Genomic DNA, 22,303 nt, shown 5'->3' with positions numbered 1-22,303 from the left:
TGAGAAAAGTAGGATGAGAGTCGCAGCATTGTTGAACCAGTTAATGACGAGCGTTAGCGCCAAACTCTACTTCTTTATAGATATCGGCCAGTGACTTCTTACCTTGTTTGTCCTTGGCTGAACGCTTTCTTGGTTGGTAATGATACTCTTGGTCTTGCAAAGCTTCTTCATGTTCCTTTGCAGACTCTACGAATTCAGCATTCGCAAGTGCTTGTTGGCGTAAGCGGTTTACTCTTTCTAGGGTTTCCCACAACATACTTCACCTCCAAACGAGTTACTGTATACATATACAGTATTATTTATTCTGACCTCCTAGTCAATATTTTGATTCCCTTCACGGTTTGCTCCTCTACTCTCACATTAAACTCATACCAGCGTAGTGCTCTGGGTACTTATGAATGATCTGTTTAAGATAGCCTTGATGTTCGCGCAAGGCATTCACGCACTCTCGGGATAACAAGCCTTGATAAACACGTTTCTCTAGTTCTAACAAGGCATACGGAATTGACCACGCTTGACGATATGGATGATGGGTGGTCATGACATCAAACACATTGGCGACGGCTGCTATTTGCGCAGCGATTGGAATACCTGAATGCTCAAGCCCATGCGGATAACCAGAGCCATCTAGGTTTTCATGTTGGTAAGAAATGATTTGTTGGAACAAAGTGACACTCGGATGAACCGGATTGCCGATTCTTGCCACAATGTTATCGGCTGATTCCACACATTGCTCAATGTGCTCCGTTAACAGCGCTTCTTGTTCTGCATTCACACAGCGACGATTGCATACGATATCTGCCGGAAGCTTAATGTCGCTTAGAGCATGATAACGAGTGAACATGCCGATTTGCTCCACAACCTCATCACTGAATTGGTATGTATCAGCAAGTTGGGTGGCAATCAATTGAGCGTACATGCCCATTCGTTTGCTATGCGAGTAAACCTCTGGTGAATAACCTGGCATTAAGCACTGCATTCTTTCCGCTAACAGCTCGATAGCGTTAACAACATGGTCTTCAGACTCCACCGCGAACTGCACCATTTCAAAGTAAGGCTTTAACCCATTCAAAGCTTCTGCACTGAACGCATTAGGCTGAATCGAATTGAGAAAGACGAAACCAGTAAAGGTTTGACGATCGTAACAAGGGATCGCAACAGATGAGTGATAACCTTCTTTCAATAAGGTTTGAATGCGCGGACAGTGGTTGATGTCGTAGAGATCGTTAACAAGACGAGGAATGGCATTGTCAGCAGCAATGCTTAAATTATGAAGTTTACGAAGTGGCGCTTCATGATGAGCCAAACACCAAGTGTCGAACTCACTCTCAGCAAAGGATTTTAGCATGCCTTGTTTTGGGTGATATTTTGCAAAAGACACCCTATCGACACACGGTAAATGTGCCTGCATCCTATTCTTCAGTGTTTGCATTTGCTCATTGAGCGGTTTTGCAAACGGGTAAAAGCTCCGGTGCGCCATACTTCACCTCCACACCAAGTAGAGAAACCAGAAGAAAAGGCTCATGAAAGTCAGCGTATTTGATGTGATTAGAGCGGCTTTTCTCCACCTAAATTATCGACATACCACAACTTAAGTGTACGAAATAAAAACAGATTTTCGCCAATCTTTTCACCGAATATTCTACGGTAATTTAATCCAGATCAAAAAAACCAGCGCACTCTCGTACACTGGCTTTTCAATACATGATGAGTTGTTCGTTATCTATCAGCTTGGTGATTAACCCAGAGCAGGAAGCACGCCCAGAGTAATGAGTAACTGCGCCATCACAATACCCGTACCCGCAATGCCCGTTACTAAGAGTGCTCCCTGACCACCTGCCACGCGGTATTCTCCTGTAAACTCATCGGAGCGACGCACTTTCACCACCATCACCAATGGTAAGAAGATAGCAAGAATAGCCAAAGCAATCGCTGCGTAACCCAGGGCCATGATGAAACCTTGTGGGTAGAACAATGCAAAACCTAATGGCGGTGTGAAAGTAATTACAGCAGCAACCAGACGGTTTGGTTTTTCACTGTCGCCTTTGATGGTGTCGCCCAAGAATTCAAACAGACCCAAGCTCACACCAAGGAAAGACGTCAAAAGAGCAAGGTCAGCAAATACACCCACTACGCTACCAAGGTTTGATTGGTGAACCGTTTGAGATAATTGACCGATAAGCGCACTTAAACCGCCGTTTTCAATCAGTGTATCTTGGCTCACAACACCAAGCGTCACGATTTGCCAGAAGATGTATATAACCAAAGGAATCGTAGAACCAACGATGATGGCTTTACGTAGAGACGAGGTGTCGCCATCTAGGTAGTTAACAATCGCAGGGATGCTGCCGTGAAAACCAAAAGAGGTGAAGATGACTGGAATTGCTGCAACGATAAGGCCTTGTTCAATTGGCATGCTCAGTAAGTAAGATTCGGTCACGTTTGGCGCAAGGAAAGACAGCACAGCGATCATCGTCACCATCTTAAGGCCAAACAGTACGCGGTTTACCTTGTCTACCGTTCCTGTACCAACCGTCACAACCATAGTGACAATAAGAGTAAAGATGATGGTAGAAGTCGAGCCTGAAATATCCAACCCAAACCACTCTGTTAGACGGTCACCAAACTGAGCACCACCACCAGCAATGTAAGCGGCACACAATGAGTAAAACAAGAACAGCATCGCAAAGCTCGCCACCCACTTACCCTTCCGGCCAAGGATTTGCTTCGCCAAAGTATGAAGGGTTGCACTGCTGTCCGCATATTGGTGAAGCTCAAGCATCAATAGCGCCGTAAACGCCATTAATGCCCACAATCCCAACATGATAATAAGAGAGGTTGAGAAACCAATACCTGCAGACGCAAGAGGAAGCGCCAGCATACCAGCACCAATCGTAGTCCCTGCAATAATCAGGGTGCTACCAAACACTTTAGATCGACTCATTGTATATTTATCTTTACAGCTTAATAAGATTCATCAGCATCAGATCGGGCTACAGCACACCAAACCTAACACCATATTTGGAATGATGACGATTCTGTAGGATCTTTCTAATAAGATCAAGCAAAGTGTAAGGATAAAAATCCATATGTGTAAATTATTTTATACAGCGATAGTTAAACTCTGATTTCCGCGAGCAATTGGGCGCACTCTTCCTCATTCATGAACTTAGGCACTGGATAGTTCCAATGCGCTTCTTTAAGTATCAAAGTCACCAACTCGTCAGTATCGGAGGTTTTCAACAGTGACGACGTTTGCTCGATGCCTATCTCGTTGTACAGCCCTTCCAATCTCTCGAGGAACGCTTGTGCGTTTGGCATAGCCTCACTTTGCGCATCGATTAACGCTCCGCTTAGTGCAGTTAGTTGTGGCTCAATCTCAGAGAATGAGAACCGGAGCACTGGTAGCAAAGCAAGGCCATTTGCCATTCCATGAGGTAAACCATACTTGGCACCTAGGTTATGCGCGAACGCGTGTACATAGCCAAGACTCGCTTTGGTAAAGGCAAGGCCTGCATAGTAAGACGCCATCGCCATTTTTTGCCTAGCTTGAATATCGCTACCCTTTTCTACTGCACGAGGGAGATATTGGAATATGAGTTTAATAGCGGCAACTGAATACGCTTTGGTTTCCGTCGTCGCGTTGCGGGATATGTAGGCTTCAATCGCATGAGTCAGAGCATCTATACCAGTGTCAGCCGTTATCTTTGCAGGCAAACCGACGAGTAGATTGGCATCTAGCGCTGCCATTAAAGGTACTAACTTCGGGTCCATTAGAGGGGTTTTGTGGTGAGTCTCTGGCTCGGAAACGACTGCCGCGACGGTAACTTCAGAACCGGTACCTGACGTTGTAGGAATAACAAATAATGGCGCAGGTGTTCTCCACACGCGAAACAAGCCGGCCAATCTCTTGATGGATTTCTTGTTGGTCACTCTGGCCGCAATCACTTTGGCACAATCCATTGCAGAACCACCGCCAAGCGCCAAAATCGTATCACAACCGGATTCTAGGTAGACATTTAATCCACGTTCAACTTGATCATAAGTAGGGTCAGGTTTTACCTCTGCATAAAGTGCGACGTCTAAACCTCTCGTTCTGGCACTTTCTGCTACTTGCTCTGCCATTCCTATTTTTACTAGCCCTTCGTCGGTAACGAGGAGCAGCTTTTTAAATCCGAGATCGGCGATGGCTTCCGTGAGTTCATGAATGCTACCGGGGCCTGAAAATAACGTTGGTTTCGGCAGAGGAAGAACGTAAGCGGCCACCTTCAGTCCATTGGTGTAACCGCGATAAAGCAGATGTTTCAACATACAAAGTCCTTTTGTTTTTGAGTATTCATTCTAGATGCTTTTTTCTTCAATTCGAGATAGTGGGTTCACAGAATTCCGTATTCATCCATCTATGCTCCTAAGCCGACCAAACCAATATTTATCTACTATTCTATAACTTAAGTACTAATGGTTGAGGACGAGCCATGGGATACAAGCCATTTGCTTTGTTGGTCTTTTCGGGATCCGTTTTTGCGGGCTCATTGGCGAGCTTCCCAGAAAACCTCGACAAACTTGTGCTTGTTAAACAAAGTGTTATCCCTGGGCGAGACGTGGTATTGCCGCCAGATACGCCCACGTTTGTTCAAGAGACCGTCAAGATGTACAACTGGACGAATCAAGGTAAAGGCACCAACCTGAGTATTTATGTTCCGAAACACAAAGTAGATGCTTATAAAAAGCACGGCCCCTATTCCGATGGCTTAACGGCAGTTGCAGTTTACGAAGAAGAAAACATTATTTTTGTCACCGAGCATCTTGCTGGTGAAGTGCTTTACGGGAGTTATGATCGGCAGGGAAACGACATATCAGATCGTCATCCGTCATTGAGGATTGAAACGTGCTACCGCTGTCATAACGGATATAAGGACATTTGCATCAATGGGACATGTGCCGTACCCATCATTGATGTGTTTAACGAGTAGTTCATTACGTGGGAACATCAATAAGAATAAAGATCTTCCTCTCGCACTTTGTTCTCGTCATTCTCATGATAGGTGGTTTGGGTTATTACAATTTTCATAACTCAATGGATACCATCATCAAAACGACGATCGTGTCTCGCGAGCAAAGCGCAAGCGCACTGGTTCATCATGTCAGTGATGCGGTGCATGGCGGTAACTACGCCAATCTCATGCTGCCCAGCTTTAAAGATGAGCTAGAGATGCACACCGACTTGCGTTATTTGTACGTTAACGGTTATTCCTCCGTGACGAATTCTCCCGTGTCTGTCACTTACAATCGTGACGCAAAAGAAATCTGGCGTTCAGACTACCCTCCGACCTTCGAACAAGACTTAGACCAGCGCATCGCTAGGCTCACCTCGGTCAAGAAAACCGGTTCCCAAGCCAATGTGAAAGTGAAGTATTTATTGGCTCGTCTCAATGACGCACGTGAGCAGTATTATATGAGCAAGGAACTCGAAGAAGACTTCACTCTCGATCTCTATCCTTGCCGGGTAATCGGCAAAAGTCACCTGAGCTTTGAGAAAGACATTCTCTACATCACTTTGCCATTAACTGGTGACATTCAAGGCAACATAGAACTGCTGTACGACATCGAATTGGTGCGTGAAATTCGTGATGAATTTGTGGTGGATTCGATTCGAGAAATCGTCCTCGGCATGGCGATCTCATACCCATTGTTACTTTTGCTGTCTTACCACATCTCATCGCCAATCAATAACCTGTCGACCTTTATGCGCCAGAACTTTGAAACCATTAGCCTGTTTCAAGTCCCTAACACCAAAAGGAAAGACGAAATCGGAGATTTAGCACGCGCCTTTAGCCACCTTGTCGACAAAGTGGTCCGCAAGAATAGAGAGTTAGACGACATGGTGAAGCACGATCCTTTAACTGGTTTGTATAACCGCCGTTCGCTTGAAGCCTCCTTCCGCTCGTTGTGCTATCAATCTAACAAGATGTTCATCGCCTGCTTCTTTATTGATATCGACCATTTTAAAGAGTTCAACGATCACCGAGGGCATTTACAAGGAGACAAAGCGCTACAAAAAGTCGCCAAAACCTTAGAATCATTCGCGGTGCAAACGCATGGCTACGCTTTGCGATTAGGCGGGGAAGAGTTTGTAGTTCTCGCTCCTGTGCATGATGCGAGAGAAGCGTTAGCGCGAGGCAACCAACTGCGCGGGCGGGTTAAACAACTGGAAATCATTCATCATGATGAACCAACCATCAAGTATCTAACCATCTCGATTGGTATTAGCCTTTCAGAGCGCGCGCAAGCCGACATCATAGACCCAAACCGCCTGTTAGATGAATCAGACGAAGCCTTGTATGCCGCAAAAGATCTGGGCCGCGACCAAGTCGTACTCTATTCAAACGAAAGTAGGGACAGCGCCTAAGCTCTGCCCCTGCGGATTATTCAGTTTATCGTGTGAGCTTAGTAAGTCAGCTCTGGGTCGATACAATGGAAGATCTCACCGCTTCCTTGACCATTTTCCAGCATCTCAAACAATAAACGAGCCACTTCTTGACGGTATACCAAACCATGCACTTCTTTAGGCTCAACCAACACACCATTGCCTGTCACTTCGCCATCTTTCAAGCCACCAGGACGAACGATGGTGTAATCCAAATCGCTGGTTTGTAGCCATGCTTCCGCCAATGACTTCTCACGCACAACACCGCCAAAACCCGCTTTAGAACGGTCAGAAAGGTATTTCCAGCTATCACCGCAACCAAGTGACGTCACCAAAACAAAACGCTTGAGTGATGCTTTACAGGCAGCATCGATAAGGTGACGATGACCAAGGTAATCTACCGGAATGTCTGCACGGAAACTGCCCATCGTGCTGATGATAATGTCTTCTTGATTGAGATGCTCAACAACGCGATCAACCTCTTCAGCAATCGTGGCATCACATGCAAACGTTGCCTGACAAATCGCCTTTAATTCTGGGCTTTTGTCTGGATTTCTCGCCACACCGACAACTTCAGCACCTTTCTCTGCAAAATATTGTGCAATTGCCAAACCAAGACCGCTGCTTGCGCCCCACACTACGACTCTTTTCATAACTTACCTTTTACTACAAACATGATAATGAGAATACTTTACATCACTATTTAAGGGGTTTTCAAAAGATGTCAATCGAAGTGAGAAAATTCTTTCCAAATCAATACGTAGTTCAAATAAATGATCGATAGTTCCGAGCTACGGATGAAATTTACGTGCGACAACCAGTATCATTCTCGGCATAACTATAACTAAGCCTTATGCACGTGTTTTTAGGTTCCAGTTCGCTGCCGCATTCCCCTAAAAACAACATAATAATCAACGCATAGGCAGTAGAAACGTCGGTATTAACAATGAAGCAATCTTCCTACTCCCAATCTGCCTCGGGATTTGAAGTCGATCTAAAACAGGCCCTCATCTGGGTGGCACGCGCGTTAGATTACGTAGGTGTGGATGATACGCACCACAGTCATCGAGTCGCGTACATCGCGTATCAATGTGCACTCACTCTAGGTTGGGACATTAAAAAAGCAGAGTTCTGTTACTTTGCAGGCATGGTTCACGACTGTGGCGTCTCAGAAACTCGCGAGCACATGATGTTGCTCGAACAGCTCGTTCCTCAAGACGCCAAAGCGCACTGTATTCGTGGCTACCACACGCTTAAGCAGTGTCGATTACTCACCCAATTTTCAACCCCGATACTTTATCACCACACTCATTGGATCGAGCTCGAGCACATCGATATTCCAGCATTTGAAAAAGACGTCGCAGCTCTACTCTATCTTTCTGATCGTCTCGATTTTATGCGCGCGCATTACGTTTCCAACTGTCATAGCGACTTGGTTACTTTGCACGAAGAGTTGATTGCCGAGTGTGTGATGGCTAACGCAGGCACACTGTTTAACCCACATATGTGCGAAGCCATGGTTAAGCTGATCATGACAGATGCATTTTGGTTTGCGATGGAATCTGAACACATCGAAACCATTGGACTTCAGTTTGAGAACATTGATTGGCTACAGAAGCAACTCACCATCGAAGACATGAACAGTTTAGGGTTGTTCTTAGCGCGTATTGTGGATGCCAAGAGTCCTTTTACTTATCAGCACTCTCAAAAAGTGGCGGAACTGTCTGGTTACTTAGCGAAGAAAATGGGATTGGATGAACACGAGCAAGAGATGATTTTCATTGCGGGCCTAGTTCATGATATTGGCAAGCTCAAAACCCCTGATGAGATCCTTCACAAAGAAGGCCCACTGGACAAGCAAGAATACACACGCATCAAGCGCCATACGATTGATACTGAACTAGCCCTGCACAAAGTGTTCCCCAATGCCAAGATCGCTGAGTGGGCTTCCAACCATCATGAACGGTTAGATGGCTCTGGTTACCCTTATCATAAAACGGCGGAAGCATTGGATGTGCCTTCTCGTATTATTGCCGTTGTCGATGTCTTTCAAGCGCTTTCTCAAGATCGCCCATATCGAGGCCGCATGACGCAGCAAGAGATTGCCGACATCATGGATGAACAGGTTGAAGCAGGCAAACTGTGCTCCGATGTTTATCAGGTTTTATCTGCCGACATGCAGGCGTGCTATCAGCTCTCCACGGAAGTGTAGCGCCAAACAAAGTCAGTAAACAGAATAAACAAAGGGACACCAGTATCGGCGTCCCTTTGTTGTTTTGAAAGCATGTAAACACTGCAAATAAGCACGTGTAGATGGCTTAATGTGCGATGTCTAACTGATTGTCTTTCACACCGTTGATACGGAACCAGCCTGCGATACTGAATCGTTCCGCGTTTGTCGGCAATACTTCGTGTGGGAATTGCTCAGACAAGAATACGAACAATCGACCTGAACGCGGTGGAATCTTCGCGATCTCATTATCATTCAAATCGTACACCACTAACTCACCAGCGTCTTCTTCACTCCACGATTCGTTCATGTAGAACACCGTAGTTAGACGGCGGTTTTCATTGCCTTTGAAGCAATCGAGGTGTTTTTGGTAGAAGTCACCTTTCTCGTATTTCGCAAAGTGCGCTTCGTACTCAAACAAACCTAGGAAAAAGTAGCGGTTTGCTTCTAAACGAATCTCTTCCATCTTGTCTAGGAAAGACGCCACCGGCGCGCCCATGTCACGCTTTAACCATTGGATCTTATCGCTACGAATGGTTTCAATACGAGTCACGTCGTCGTTACGACCAATACGTGCTTTCTTCCAATCGTCAGGAATACAGTCACGCAGCTCAGCCACTTCCTCTTGAGAAATAAAATCATCCCAGATGTAGTATCCGTGCGTCGATAACGCGTCGATCAATTTGTTCATTCTATTTTGTTCACTCGTGTGGGTTTGGGCGGTCTATATAAGAAATCCGTGCTACAACAACAAATTCCGTTTTTTATCGAGACGACAAATCCACTTAAGTAACAAGATTCAGACGTAAAAAAGCCGCTCGTGTGAGCGGCTATTTAGGTCTACTGTTTGCGTTTCAATTAGCGCGTTTGGAGCGCAACAGAACGAGGTTGGATTGGACGAATTCGTTGAATCACTGGGCGTTGCTTTTTCTTAAGTTGGATATGACACATTTCCAACACTAGACCAAACGCCATTGCGAAATACACGTAACCTTTGTTGATGTGAATAGCAAAACCTTCTGCCATCAACAGACCACCTAGCAATACTAGGAATAGTAGAGCAAGGGTCTTAAAGCCCGGGTAGCGCGTCACTAGGTTGTTGATTTTCTCCGCCGTCAACACCATCACAATCGCTGACGAAATGATCGCAGCCACCATGATTGGTACTTCGCTCGTTAGACCAACCGCAGTAATCACCGAGTCCATCGAGAACACAGCATCAACCGCGACGATCTGAAGCAGAACCACAGCCAAACCAGTACGAACATGAGTCGAGTGACCGTGCTCAGTGTGCGTTAACCAACTCCACAACTCTTTCAAGCTTTTCGCCAGTAGGAATGCACCACCCGCAATCATAATCAAATCACGACCAGTAAACGCGTAGTCACTGAAGCTGATTAATGGCTGAGTAAGCTGCATGATCCAAGAGATCGAGAACACCAAAACAATACGCGCCATCACCGCTAGGCCAATACCTAGATTTCGGGCAAGTTTACGCTGGTGTTGTGGCAATCGTTCACACAGAACGGAGATGAATACGACGTTATCAACGCCTAAGACTACTTCAAGAGCAAACAAGGTAGCGAAGATAGCCCACGCTTCTGGTTGCATGAAAAGTTCTAACATGAGTACGCCTCCGGTGATTGGAAGCCATACAGTGAATTGTTCAGTCGACTAAAGGGGTCGTCCATTAAGTTTTTAAAACCTCTGTTACTTAGGAAACGCGAGTAAATCACCTCCTCCCTTTGTACGCAATCCCTTATTTTGTCAGGCTTGTGTAAAGCATCTTTCGTCCTCTAAGGGTTATAAGCCATACTCACCCCATCAAGTGCCGAGTTGAGCCAAACTATTGCATCGAGTACGAATTGAAACGCCTCTTTTTACGTGCTTCAACAATCGTAAAAAAATGTTTCACAATAATATTTTGATATACTGAGAAAAATCACACGAGTTAGGGTCTGTTGACCTTTCGTGATGATTTTTGCAGCAGTTTGTAGATGTTTTATACAAGACAGAGGCTTTGATATGTAGCTATTCTACCTGATAAGCCAATAACGCAGTAGAAAGCACCTACAAACGCTGCCCAAAGGGTTCGGCTAAAAGCGTTTTATTCTTTGTTGAGTCAATTTTACTTAGAGCCACTAGGCTTCAATCGACTCGCCGCGATTAAAACGCTTTTACCTCGAACAAAATTTAACCACGAAAGATAAACAGACCCTAGTCTTACGAATGGATTACATAACACTCTCACGCATTAGCCTTAAACACCTTACTGTATTGCACATGCTGCTCACGACACACAGCGTGACTCAAGCGGCGGAACAGCTCTGCGTGACCCCTTCCAGCGTGAGCAAAACGCTCAGCCAATTGCGAGACATTCTTAAAGACGACCTTTTCTACCGCGATGGCACTCGTTTAGTCCCGACTCCATTTGCTTTGAACATCGGCCCTTCTGTTCATGGCATTCTTTCCAGCATGAACGGTTTGCTTTACCAAGGCTCGTTTAATCCCGCGTATTACGAAGGTCGCTTTTCTTTGGCAATGCGTGAAAGTACCTTCGAGATCTTCGCACCTATGCTGCAAGACTTATCTCAGCAAATGGGGAGTCGCGCACAACTCAACGTGTATGCCAAAGAACAAATGAGTTTTGATTCTCTGATCCGTGGTCAGGTCGATTTTATGATTCTCCCGCACGACATCAGCCAACCACCGACGCACAACAAAGATTTGGTTTGGCAGACGATTCTAGAAGACGAAATGATCTGTTTGATGGGCAGCAATAACCCGTTAGTGAAAGAAGAACTGTCGGTCGAGAACTACTTGTGTGCGAGACACATTGGTATTCATGATAAAGACCTATCCCAGCCTTACTTTGAGCAGAACTTAACTCAGCGTTACGCTAAACGCAGTGTCGCGATGCACGTGGCAGATTTTGGTTCGGCAGCGGTAATGTGCCACCACTCTGATTATCTGTTCACTTGCTCAAAACTTTGGGCACGAATGGCATTGCAAGCCAAGGAGTTGGTAGAGAGACCTTTGCCGTTTGAGTACGGACAAGTGGCGTATAGCTTGGTGTGGAATAAAGCGAGTCTGAACGATCCCGCTTTAAGATGGCTACAACAACAAGTGCTTAAGGCTTGTGAAACCCTCGGTGGATGTCGCAAACCGAGAGTGAATAAACTCTAAACTGGTTTATCTTTACTGCGCTAAACGTAGACCGATGGCATGGTCATTGGTCTGCTGACAAATTGACTTAATTGAGCGTGAAAGCGTTCCATTTCATCTTGGGAGCATTTCTCCCATTCCAGAGCTTCACCCGTTACACCGTGATGCTGAAAGGCATTCAAACGAATGTTGACCGACTCTGGCAACGCTTGCAGATAATGCCCTACCGTTGCAACTTCCGTATCTAAATCGCTTTTACCCGGAATATGAAGCAACCGTACTTCGTACAACTTGCCTGCTTGCGCTAAATACTGAATAGTTTGGAATACTCGGTGGTTATCTCGACCGACCAACCAGTGGTGCGTTTCGCTTTGCCACGATTTAAGGTCAATCATCGCGCCATCCATGTAAGGCAACACTCTTTCCCAACCTGCGATAGATAAAGAACCATTGCTATCGATGAAGCAAGTGAGATGCTGCAATTCAGGATCGTGTTTGATCCCTTTAAACAGCTCAGTAATGAAAGGAAGCTGTAAGGTAGATTCCCCACCGGATACTGTAACACCGCTAATGAAAAAGCGCTGTTTGCGTATCAAATCGAGCATTGCCTCCACAGAGTAGTCAGTAATTTTTGGATTAGATTGGTGCTGACATATCTCTATACAATGGTCGCAGTGGGTGCACTCCTCTTTAAGCCAAACAACGTTGTTGCTTTCGTCGAACTTCAGTGCGCCAGCCGGACACTCACTCACACAATCACCACAATGATTACAGTGATTGATGGTGTGCGGGTTGTGGCAGTTGATGCACTGATAGTTACAACCCTGTAGAAAGATGACTAGACGGTTTCCCGGTCCATCAACACAAGAGAACGGAAGGATACGAGTTACCTTAGCCAAGAGGTGTTCCGATCGTCTAGCCATCTTATTCTTATCCGTCACCAATTACTTAGCGTAAGTCGGTGACATTTCGTGGCTCACCACACGTGGTGAACGCTCTAAAATACCTGTGTTCTTCGCCGCTTCTGCACCGAGGAATGTGGTATTGGTACGTGAACCTTCTGCATCGTATTTCGCGATATCAGACAATTTCACCATGTAACCCGTTACGCGAACCAAGTCGTTTGACGCGACGTTTGCCGTAAACTCACGGTAGCCCGCGTTAAGCGCACCTTTACACAGGTTGAACATCGCTTCTGGGTTTGATTTCACGGTTTCGTCGATGGTCAGAATGTCGCTGATACCAGAACGGTAGTATTGGTGGTGGACTGCGGTCGCTTGCACATAAGACACGGGATCTGGCTCGTTGCCGTAAGGAATACGAACACCCGGCGTTACATCCAAATCTAGGCTGATACCGCCTTGTGCGTGCAGTAGCGCTTTGCCTTCTAGACCAAACTTCACTGGTGTGCTTTCTACCAATTCAGACAGTTTTGCCGAGATAGCATGACCAAGCTCGTTTGCCGTTGCATCTTGGCCGTAACGGCTTGCATTGCCCTCTTTCTCTAGCAATACGTTTACCGCTTCTGCCATACCGTAGATGCCATACATTGGCGCAAAGCGAGATTCTTCAATCAGGCCTTCTTGTGTTAAGAAGCCTTTGAAGAACTCAGACTTTTCATGCAAATGTGAAGCGCGTGCATCCATCAGCTCAACCATCAAGCCGTGATATTCTGGCAGCACGTTATTGAAGAAATCTTCACGATTATCTGCACGGTTCGCTGCTTCTTTTAGGTTCATACGCACTAACGTGTTTGAACCACCAGCCAGTGGCAGAGAGTTGTAGCAGCTCACGATACCAAAACGACCACCTTCGTACGCGTTCGCATGCATTGGGTAATTCGCGATATGTGGCTTGCTGCACTCACAAATGTTTTGTGTTGCTTGCTTTAGCAGATCCTCTGGAGTCACGGTTTCGTCGTACATGAAGGTTAAGTTTGGCGCGATCTGCTTTAGCTCGGCGTCTACTTTCAAAATCGTACGACAGATGATGTTGTCCGTCGGGCCAATGTTCACGTGCATGAACGCATCTGGCAACGTGCGATCAAGCATGATCCAAAAGTGCTTTAACTTTTTGTAGATTTGCTCGTCAGTGAGGTCACCAACGTAAGGCATTAGCACATCATCAAGTTGACCAAGGTAAACCGGAATGTTGGTTACCGAAGGCACATGATGGTAAATGATGGTCAACATGTTGATCGCATCATCGAAATCTTCTGCTGGAGCTAACTCCAAGTATTCAGAACCTTGAGAAAGAAATTTTGCGTAATCGGGCAAAACATAGCGCGGCTTAAACGGCGCGTGACCTTCAAACATGTCACATATGACGCCTTGCTGCATTGCTTGGCTTACCTCGTCAGAGACGGTCATATATGGAATAGTGGCTTCGGCTTCCAAAGCAAGAAAGTTCGATTTCTGTTTTGGAGACAAGTTGCTATCAGTCGCGATAGCAAGGAAACGCTGCTGAAGATCAGAAAGGCTTTGAGTCATCTAAGATGTTCCTGGAGAAAATACAACGAATACGCCCCTTCCAATCGTTTGTTCATTTCAAATCAATCTTGAAGGGACGCGTTGAATTCTACGCGCCAAGAGTCTTTGCCACTAATGAAAAAAACCAAAACGCCGATTTCCATTTTGGAAATAAGGTTTTTCTAATTTAGCTTAAGATTTAATAACTTAGCTTAACCTGCAGTCATTTAGCTTCGATGCGCCGTCGACAGAGCAACACCAGCACTGATGAATACGCCGCCAGTCAGACGGTTGAACAATTTAGCTCTCCCTTTTGCAAATAACCAGTCCGATGTCTTCACACCCAACAAGCTATAAAAGGTTAACCAACTCAGTTCAAACACCACAAACGTGCTAGCAAAAATGATGTATTGAGTGAATAGCGATGCAGAAGGATCAATAAACTGCGGAAACAATGCCGTGAAGAACACGATCGCTTTCGGGTTGCTCGAACCGACAATGAAGCCGCTAGTAAATGCACTCAAATAACCAGACGATGCTTGTTCTGGTTTTGCTTGTGAGAAATCGGTTTGTTTTGAGCGTAATGCTTGGATACCAAGCCAAATAAGATACGCCGCGCCACACCACTTGATGATGTTAAAGACCAGCTCCGAAGAAGCAATCACAACCCCAAGACCGGTGAAAGACAGGGTAAGAATAATAGTAATCGCAGCTAGGCTGCCGAGTGCAGTCATAAAGGCGTGGCGAAACCCGCTGCTCACACCTTTGCTTAAACAAAGTAGCGAACTCGGGCCAGGAGAAGCAGTCAGGACAAGTATTGCGAGGGTGTAATAGATCCAAGTATCGAGTTGCATTGGCGCTCCTTTCCAATGTGCTGATGAATAAGCGAATCACGTGGAATAGCCGTCTTACTCTCGCTTCGATCCATGAAACGCAATAGAGCAAAACACCACATCATTCTAACCACAAACGAACAAGCTCAAAGTTAATCGAGATCCTCAAAAAGCGTTCTGGTTTTGAAGCCAGGGCAGGAAGTCAGGGTCAGAAATCAGAGTAACAAACCTCTTTTTATCTCTCCCTTAACCTACTTTGAGCTGTTTAGTTATGCATTCAACATACTGGGAATATGCAATCATGTAAAGTGATTACTTATTCGACAAGATCATTCACAGATCGCATCAAATAAGCAGTCACTGTACGTTAGTCATAGAAAGGTTTTGGATCTACTTCTAACGATGAAGGTGCGATGGCTTTTTCTATCGAGTGAGAGCTGTTTTTCAAATCCACCATCGCCACATCGATGTAACGCTTGTATTTGCGCGAGTAGAAGCACTTCACGATCGGTTTTAGCGGCTGCGAGTCGCTGGATGTCCAAACAATGCCGACTCGACCATCGCTTAATTGAACAATCGAACCGACTGGGTATACACCGATGCAGTTGATGAATTTGTACACCAAATCTGGATCGAGGTGGAATGGCGTCAAACTCAACAAGATTTTGAATGCTTCAGCCGAACTCATGCCCTTTTTGTAGACGCGGTCTGCGGTCAGCGCATCGTAGATATCCACGATACAGCTCATGCGCCCGTGCATTGGGATCTGGTCGCCAGACAAACCCAATGGATAACCAGTACCGTCGAGCTTCTCATGGTGCATCAAACACACATCTCGGCTGACATCACTCAGGCCTTTTACGCCAAGAATGATTTCACCTGCGAACACTTGGTGCAGTTTCATGTGCTCAAATTCTTCCGGCGTTAAACGCGCTGGCTTATGTAAGATCTCGTCATCGACTTTGATTTTACCCACATCATGAATGATGCCACCAATCGCCAACTGCTTGAGTGTGTCTTTATCGAGGCCCAAATGCTTACCGAAAGAAACCAGCAAACAAGCGACGTTAACTGAGTGCTCAAGCAAATAACTGTCTTTTTGGCGCAGCGCCGACACACACTGAAGCGCGTCTGAGTCAATAAAGACGCTGTCGATCATGTCATCCGCCCACGATTCAATCTCGTTGACTTCAATGACCTTGCCTTCAAAGGTTTGGTTGAGCAGTTTTTGCGCCAAACACTTCGCTTCCGCAATCAGTTTTTTGGCACGTTTATGCTGCGCTTCGCGAGAACGAAACGCGCGTTGAATTTTTGGCGTAGTCATCACCTCAGAGGCTGCTAAGGTGACATCGTGTTCTTCTTCAACAGGTTTGAACACGCACTCTTGAGCAGAAAGTTTCTGGTCGACCCAAACGAACTTCACCCCACTTGCTTGCAGCTTTTGAATGCCCTGCGCAGTGGAAACACGTCCCGCATTGGCGAGGTTAACGCGTTTATTTTGTTCGATTGCAGTCACGAACATACCGATACTTACATCTGCAATGGCTATCTTTATTGAGTCTTCTGGTTTGTACTGCATATCGCGAAACTTTTAACACCTGTTATTTAGCAGACGCATTATAAGAGATCTGACCATTCACTGTTATAAGAATTCGCTATCATTTAAAATTAATGAGCATTCAGTCAATATATGAGACGTTCACCGTTCAATAAACCACTTTTAATTTATGGGCTTAGCTCAAATAATCATCACAAGTGGTAAGAATTTCGATAATTTGGGTGTTGAATCAATAACTACTTAATACAAATAGTATTTACTGTTGACCAAAGTTTTATAAATACCGATTATTAGTCGCATTATTCTAATAATTACTCTATTACACAGAAACTCTTTAAGCTCATTAACACAACAGACTGCCAATCTGATTCGACTAGCTTCGTTTGCAGTGTAAAAGGACAAACTTCAAAAATATGTCATTTGCGTGTAGCCCGACTTATATACTTATCTCCACAGCAATTTGGATTGCGGGGGCAGTATCTTGACCAACAAGGTTGACCAAACCATTTCCGAGCACGATCGCGAGTTTTTGCAGATCGTTGAACAACGCTTCATCCATATCTTCGATGTGTTCAGTGAAGGACTCTTCTACATGGATGAGTTTGGCACCATGGTTTTCTACAACCAGCGCTTCTATGAGCAGTTTGGCATCAATGCGGGCCGTATTAACCTCGATAGATGGTTAGATTTGGTGCATCCGTTAGACAGAGAACGCCTGTCTAAACGCGTTGACGCCCACATCAATACCGACAACACACGCGTAACGACAACCTACCGCCTGCGCAAACCAAATGGCCAATACGTTTGGATTGAAGGCGTCGCAATGACCAAAGAAACTAAGCAGGGTCATTACATGGTTGGCAGCCACAGAGACATTTCTGAGCGAAAACTGATGGAAAGCTACATCCATCAGGTCGCCTTTCATGACAACGCGTCTGGTATGGCAAACCGAGCGCACCTGCTGCTGAATATTAATGAGTTAGTGAAATCGCAAAGCACTCACGCATCGATCTTTTACATTCAGATTGAAGAGATCAAATCCTACCTCAACCAATACGGCAGTGAGCTTGTCGACGGCTTGGTTGAGAAATTGCTGCAAACCTTAAGCCACCTCCCTTCCCCTAACTGCACCGTTTATCGGGTTCACGATGATGACTTTGCCATCCTCGTGCTTGATGATGTGCCGCTGGAAGCGCTTCAAGCCTACGCTCAGACCATCAAGCAAAACTATCATGAAGCAGTGGTGGAAGAAGGCCAGTATCTCGGCAGCAACATCAGCATCGGCTTATACCCTTGTGTTGATCCAGAACACTCTGCCGAAGAGATCGTACGTAAAGCAGCCCGCACGTGCCAATACGCGAACGAGAAGAACAAAGATCGCATCGCGGTGTACAGCCAGAAAACGCAGTATGCCGTGGACCGTTATTTCTTTATTGAGCAAGGTTTGAAAAACGCCCTGGAAGAAAGAACGCTGAGCGTAAAATTTCAGCCAATCGTCAGTGCATACGATCTACAAGTGGTGAGTTTTGAATCTCTGGTACGGTGGCGCAGCAAAGAGTTTGGCGAAATCTACCCGGATGAGTTTATCCCCGTAGCGGAAAACAAAGGCTTGATTGTCGAGCTTGGCTACCAAGTGTTTGAGAAGGCATGTCAGTTCATTAAGAGCTATCGCGAACGCTATCAAAATCAAGTTCGCGTGAATGTGAACGTGTCCGTTTTACAGCTTCTCAATAGCGAGTTCCCGAGCAAAATCAAAGCAATGACAGATGAAGTCGGCATAGAGCCGCAAGCCATTGTGCTTGAGCTGACCGAGACCTTTATTCTCGACAACAACCAAGCCGCCATCGCGCCATTAAATACGTTGCGAGAGCTTGGTTTTTCTCTCTCCCTAGATGATTTTGGTGCGGGCTACAGCTCGTTAAACTGCTTCTTTGATTTGCCAATGACGCAAATTAAGATCGATAAATCGATGGCGTGGAAAACCCTGACCAACCGCTCATCGCATGAATATTTGAAATTCTTGATCACCATGTGTCGTGAACAGAATATCGAAGTGGTGATTGAAGGCATTGAAGACGCGAAGATGTGTGATTTCTTTGCGGAAATGGGCGTGGATTACCTGCAAGGTTATTGGTTCTCGAAACCCCTATCGGTGGCCAGTGCGAGCCGATACACACTAAGCCAGTAATTTCGTTTTAAGCCACTCGTGTTGAGTAAATAGCCTTAAATAACGACAAAATCTGACTGAGCTAGCGAGTTTTCTAGCTCAGTTTTTATCGTTTTCAGCGGTTATCTCAAACGGTCAAACACAACATTCTGATCCAAGTGCTCGTGGTATTCGGTGTAGTCTAAGCCCATATCGAAGATGTACTTCGTCACCAAGTTTCTCACACACTCCACCAATTGCTCTGCCTGCCACGGTTTTTCGAAGTAACGGTCAATACCCGCGGAATTAATCGCATTGATGGTGTCCGTGTGCGTCGCCTGCCCGGTAAGCAGCACTTTGCGCGTACGAATGAATCGACTGTCTTTGGAAATCTCCGTTAGCAGCTCAACACCGGTTTTACCCGGCATCACGTGGTCAGAAATGATCAACGCAATCATCTCGCCTTCCGCGTCTAACTCATCCATTAATTCGAGTACTTCATCGGCAGACTCGCAATCTTCAATGTTGAGCCACTGGCTTAACGACTGTAAGTCTTGCAGAACCGCGCTTAACACCTCTCGCTGGTCATCAACGCAAATTAAATTAAGCTTGTCCATGTTCGTCCTCTACCGGTAGTTTAATTCTAAATATGGTTTTTTCGCTGTCACTTTTCACTGCAATCGAACCGTTATAGCCCGCCACAATGCGCTTCACAATCGACAGCCCTAGCCCTAGGCCAAACGACAAGCCACCTTTCTTGGTCGTGAAGTTTGGTCGGAAAATCTTTCTGCGTGTCGCTTCATTAATCTCAGGACCGTTGTTTGCAATGGTTACTAAGATCTTATTTTTGCTCACGCGCGTTTGTATCTCTATCGCTGGCGAGTCCGTTTCTCTCATCGCATCGCAAGCGTTCTTTAAAATGTTGACCCAAATCTGCACCAACTCGGTTTGTGAGCCTACAAACAGAGGTAAATCAGCCGGACTAAAACGCACACTGACACGTCTTAAATCGCTTTGTAGCAACGCAAGCGCTTGGTTTATCGAGTCGTTGACTCTGAGCCCTTCTTCTTTGTCTATGTCGGTACGTCCTAACTGTTTCACTGATTTCACGATGCCAACGGTGTGTTTTGAGGCAATGCGCAAATCGTGCAAATCACGCCCCATCTGCCAGTAACGAATCGCTTCTTCTGGGCGCTTTAACCAATGCTCGTTAAGGTAATCAGTCGGGACAGCGCGAGCTAACTCACGGGCTAAACCTTTAGGCAGACCGTAATATTTCTCGAAATGTCGCCCTCGTGTTCTTGCTTCACTTGAAGAGATTTTTTGCCCTTGCATCAATCCAAAATCAAAGAACTGGCTCGCCTCAGGATGCACCTCTTCAAGCAACCCCATGATCACCGATTCCAAGCGCTCTGACTTACTGCTCACCACGCCAATGGCATTGTTAAGCTCATGCGCAATGCCTGCAGCCAGTTGGCCAAGTGTCGTCATTTGCTCTGCGGTGTGCAGTTTTTGCAATGCCTTTTCTTTGCCCAACGCTTCTTGCATCGCTCGGCGTTGACGACGAGAAAGCTCGTTAACCATTACGGGCATAAACTGCGCGGTTAAAGGGCCGTACTTACTTGCTTCTACCGCTGGCGTATTGCGCTCAATCCACGCTAACTCAACGTCCGTTTGGGCAATCACCGTTGAAGAGGCGGTCCACGTTCCAGAGAAAAAACTGTGCACACCAATAAACGCGCCCTTAGATGCCGCAAACACCTGAGTCTGCTTTTTACCATCCTCAGAGAAATAACCAGCAAGCTCGCCAGACAATACGTAATAGAGCCGCTCGTTGTAGCCGTCTTGCTCAATCAATACCGAGCCTGCCGACACCGTAATGCGACGCTCGATATGATTGAAGTAACGCTCTACAAGCGTATCTAATTTGCTCTCGTACATGGCTTAACCAATGTGTCCTACGGTGTGAAGGATCCACACCATCAAGAAACTCAACAACACACCAACCACACCCAGTACAACACCAACACGCGCCATTTGATTGCTTTGCACATGGCCTGTAGCGTGAGCCAACGCGTTTGGTGGCGTACTGATTGGCAGAGACATACCAAGCGATGCCGCAAAGGTCACCACAAGAATCAACGTCACTTCACCGCCGAGTGGTGTTAACGATGCCATTGAAGTGCCGAGCGCCGCCATAATTGGCATCAGCAAGTTCGCTGTCGCGGTATGAGACATAAAGTTCGCCATCAGCAAACATAAGAACGCCGCACCGAACAGCACCACATAAGGCGAGAATTCATCGAATGGAATACTGTGAACCACCAGCCTTGCCAAACCTGTCTTGTCTAGTGCAAGGCCCAACGCAATACCGCCAGATACCAACCAAAGCACATCCCAAGAAATCTTCTTCAGATCTTCTTTGTTGATGATGCCCGTCAGTGAAAATACCGCGACCGGAATCAACGCTACCGTGTATGAGTTCATACCGTGCGCCGAGCCCATCAACCAAAGCAGAATCGTGCCCGCAAACGTGATGTACACAATGATGGCTTTCGGTGTTTTCAAGAATTTACTCTTGATGTTAAGGTCAATTTTGGTCGTCTCAGCTTTGTAGAGAAAATCGATCAGGAACCACGCTAGCGCCATCATCACAATGACAAACGGCACACCAAACACCATCCATTCACCGAAGGTAATAAGGTTGTCACCCACTAGGTATTTCAACGCAATCGCGTTTGGTGGTGTACCAATTGGAGTACCAATACCACCGATGTTTGCTGCGACAGGGATACACAACGCAAACGCAATGCGTCCTGGATCTTTCGGGCCAAACACCGCGATAACTGGCGTCAAGATGGACAACATCATCGCCGTGGTTGCTGTGTTCGACATGAACATTGAGAAGATTGCAGTAATCAACATTAAACCCAACATGACGTATTTCGGGTTTTGTCCGAACGGCTTAAGCAGTACGCGCGCTAAGTTGACGTCCAATCGATACTTGGTTGCCGCCATCGCGAGAAAGAATCCGCCTAAGAACAGCATGATGATTGGGCTGGCGAACGTCGCCATGATGTCACTGTATTGCAGCAACTCACCAAAATGAGGTTCTCCCTCATCAAGCCGAAAGAAAATGATGCCCTTGTTGGAAACGAGCAACAACTCAAGCACGATGATCACCACAGAGGTGGCGTAAATTGGGATCGGTTCAAATACCCAACAGAGTGCAGCGAGCAAAAATATCGCGATAACGCGCTGCTGAATGATGGTCATACCTTCGAATGGAAACGCTGACAGTGGCATCAGCAAAATGAGCAAAGGGATCACCGTTGGGATGATGTATTTGAGATAAGGGCGCATAGTACTACTTCTCTTCCTGAGATGGTTTGCCGTGAGATAACTGACGTAAGGAGCTGTTTTAACTGGCTTCCTTTCGCCACTCCGAAGAGAAATTATGCGCGCGCTTTTGAGGA

19 protein-coding genes are annotated in these 22,303 nt (G+C 46.0%); 5 read left to right on the top strand and 14 right to left on the bottom strand.

The annotated features are described in order from the left end of the window. Positions 1–40 precede the first annotated feature (40 nt). From A9237_RS15700 to A9237_RS15685, 4 genes are all read right to left on the bottom strand, one after another. The gene (locus A9237_RS15700) at positions 41–256 is read right to left on the bottom strand and encodes a hypothetical protein (RefSeq protein WP_078608590.1); all 216 of its coding nucleotides are present in this window, start codon (positions 254–256) and stop codon (positions 41–43) included. Between the two features lie 99 nt (positions 257–355). Beyond that, entirely contained in the window at positions 356–1,480 is a 1,125-nt protein-coding gene (locus tag A9237_RS15695; protein ID WP_078608589.1) for an HD-GYP domain-containing protein, read from the bottom strand. Positions 1,481–1,738: 258 nt separating this feature from the next. Then, positions 1,739–2,944: an aromatic amino acid transport family protein gene (locus A9237_RS15690; RefSeq protein WP_078608588.1), complete on the bottom strand. Its 1,206-nt coding sequence runs from the start codon at positions 2,942–2,944 to the stop codon at positions 1,739–1,741. Between the two features lie 173 nt (positions 2,945–3,117). Further along, positions 3,118–4,311, bottom strand: coding sequence for an iron-containing alcohol dehydrogenase (locus A9237_RS15685; RefSeq protein ID WP_078608587.1), 1,194 nt, complete (start codon positions 4,309–4,311; stop codon positions 3,118–3,120). Positions 4,312–4,475: 164 nt separating this feature from the next. Between A9237_RS15685 and A9237_RS15680 the strand changes: the two genes are divergently transcribed. Further along, entirely contained in the window at positions 4,476–4,973 is a 498-nt protein-coding gene (locus A9237_RS15680) for a hypothetical protein (RefSeq protein ID WP_005442105.1), read from the top strand. Positions 4,974–5,050: 77 nt separating this feature from the next. Next, entirely contained in the window at positions 5,051–6,409 is a 1,359-nt protein-coding gene (locus tag A9237_RS15675; protein WP_227739879.1) for a GGDEF domain-containing protein, read from the top strand. 38 nt (positions 6,410–6,447) lie between these two features. Here the strand turns inward: A9237_RS15675 and A9237_RS15670 are convergent, their stop codons facing one another. Next, positions 6,448–7,080, bottom strand: a complete 633-nt coding sequence (locus tag A9237_RS15670; RefSeq protein WP_078608586.1) for an SDR family oxidoreductase — start codon at positions 7,078–7,080, stop codon at positions 6,448–6,450. 293 nt (positions 7,081–7,373) lie between these two features. On the opposite strand from A9237_RS15670, the gene A9237_RS15665 reads away from it, so the two are divergent. Continuing rightward, positions 7,374–8,639: an HD-GYP domain-containing protein gene (locus tag A9237_RS15665; protein ID WP_078608585.1), complete on the top strand. Its 1,266-nt coding sequence runs from the start codon at positions 7,374–7,376 to the stop codon at positions 8,637–8,639. A 106-nt stretch (positions 8,640–8,745) separates the two neighbouring features. On the opposite strand, the gene A9237_RS15660 is transcribed toward A9237_RS15665, so the two are convergent. Beyond that, positions 8,746–9,348 (bottom strand): 2OG-Fe(II) oxygenase, encoded by a 603-nt coding sequence (locus A9237_RS15660; RefSeq protein WP_005442095.1) that lies wholly within the window; start codon positions 9,346–9,348, stop codon positions 8,746–8,748. A gap of 167 nt (positions 9,349–9,515) precedes the next feature. Further along, positions 9,516–10,283: a TerC family protein gene (locus A9237_RS15655; RefSeq protein ID WP_078608584.1), complete on the bottom strand. Its 768-nt coding sequence runs from the start codon at positions 10,281–10,283 to the stop codon at positions 9,516–9,518. 603 nt (positions 10,284–10,886) lie between these two features. On the opposite strand from A9237_RS15655, the gene A9237_RS15650 reads away from it, so the two are divergent. After that, positions 10,887–11,843, top strand: coding sequence for a LysR family transcriptional regulator (locus A9237_RS15650; protein ID WP_078608583.1), 957 nt, complete (start codon positions 10,887–10,889; stop codon positions 11,841–11,843). 20 nt (positions 11,844–11,863) lie between these two features. Here A9237_RS15650 and A9237_RS15645 read toward each other — a convergent pair whose 3' ends face one another. From A9237_RS15645 to A9237_RS15630, 4 genes are all read right to left on the bottom strand, one after another. After that, positions 11,864–12,745: a YjjW family glycine radical enzyme activase gene (locus A9237_RS15645; RefSeq protein WP_078608582.1), complete on the bottom strand. Its 882-nt coding sequence runs from the start codon at positions 12,743–12,745 to the stop codon at positions 11,864–11,866. 21 nt (positions 12,746–12,766) lie between these two features. Further along, positions 12,767–14,311 (bottom strand): YjjI family glycine radical enzyme, encoded by a 1,545-nt coding sequence (locus tag A9237_RS15640; protein ID WP_078608581.1) that lies wholly within the window; start codon positions 14,309–14,311, stop codon positions 12,767–12,769. A gap of 206 nt (positions 14,312–14,517) precedes the next feature. Continuing rightward, positions 14,518–15,144, bottom strand: coding sequence for a LysE family translocator (locus A9237_RS15635; protein WP_078608580.1), 627 nt, complete (start codon positions 15,142–15,144; stop codon positions 14,518–14,520). 346 nt (positions 15,145–15,490) lie between these two features. After that, complete coding sequence (locus tag A9237_RS15630) at positions 15,491–16,702, bottom strand: HD-GYP domain-containing protein (protein ID WP_005442074.1); 1,212 nt, start codon at positions 16,700–16,702, stop codon at positions 15,491–15,493. 460 nt (positions 16,703–17,162) lie between these two features. On the opposite strand from A9237_RS15630, the gene A9237_RS15625 reads away from it, so the two are divergent. After that, positions 17,163–18,869, top strand: coding sequence for a putative bifunctional diguanylate cyclase/phosphodiesterase (locus tag A9237_RS15625; protein WP_078608579.1), 1,707 nt, complete (start codon positions 17,163–17,165; stop codon positions 18,867–18,869). Positions 18,870–18,970: 101 nt separating this feature from the next. Here A9237_RS15625 and A9237_RS15620 read toward each other — a convergent pair whose 3' ends face one another. From A9237_RS15620 to A9237_RS15610, 3 genes are read right to left on the bottom strand one after another with little or no spacing between them, the layout of a single operon-like run. After that, on the bottom strand, positions 18,971–19,444 hold the full coding sequence (locus A9237_RS15620; protein ID WP_005442071.1) for a response regulator: 474 nt from the start codon (positions 19,442–19,444) through the stop codon (positions 18,971–18,973). After that, positions 19,431–20,768 (bottom strand): ATP-binding protein, encoded by a 1,338-nt coding sequence (locus A9237_RS15615; RefSeq protein ID WP_078608578.1) that lies wholly within the window; start codon positions 20,766–20,768, stop codon positions 19,431–19,433. The genes A9237_RS15620 and A9237_RS15615 overlap by 14 nt, the downstream gene beginning before the upstream one ends. Positions 20,769–20,771: 3 nt before the next feature. Next, positions 20,772–22,190 carry an SLC13 family permease gene (locus A9237_RS15610; RefSeq protein WP_005433728.1) on the bottom strand — a complete coding sequence of 473 codons (1,419 nt, stop codon included), beginning with the start codon at positions 22,188–22,190 and terminating at the stop codon, positions 20,772–20,774. Positions 22,191–22,303: the final 113 nt, after the last annotated feature.

The sequence above is a fragment of the Vibrio owensii genome (assembly GCF_002021755.1).
GTDB lineage: Bacteria > Pseudomonadota > Gammaproteobacteria > Enterobacterales > Vibrionaceae > Vibrio > Vibrio owensii.
This window is presented reverse-complemented; position numbering and strand designations above follow the sequence as displayed.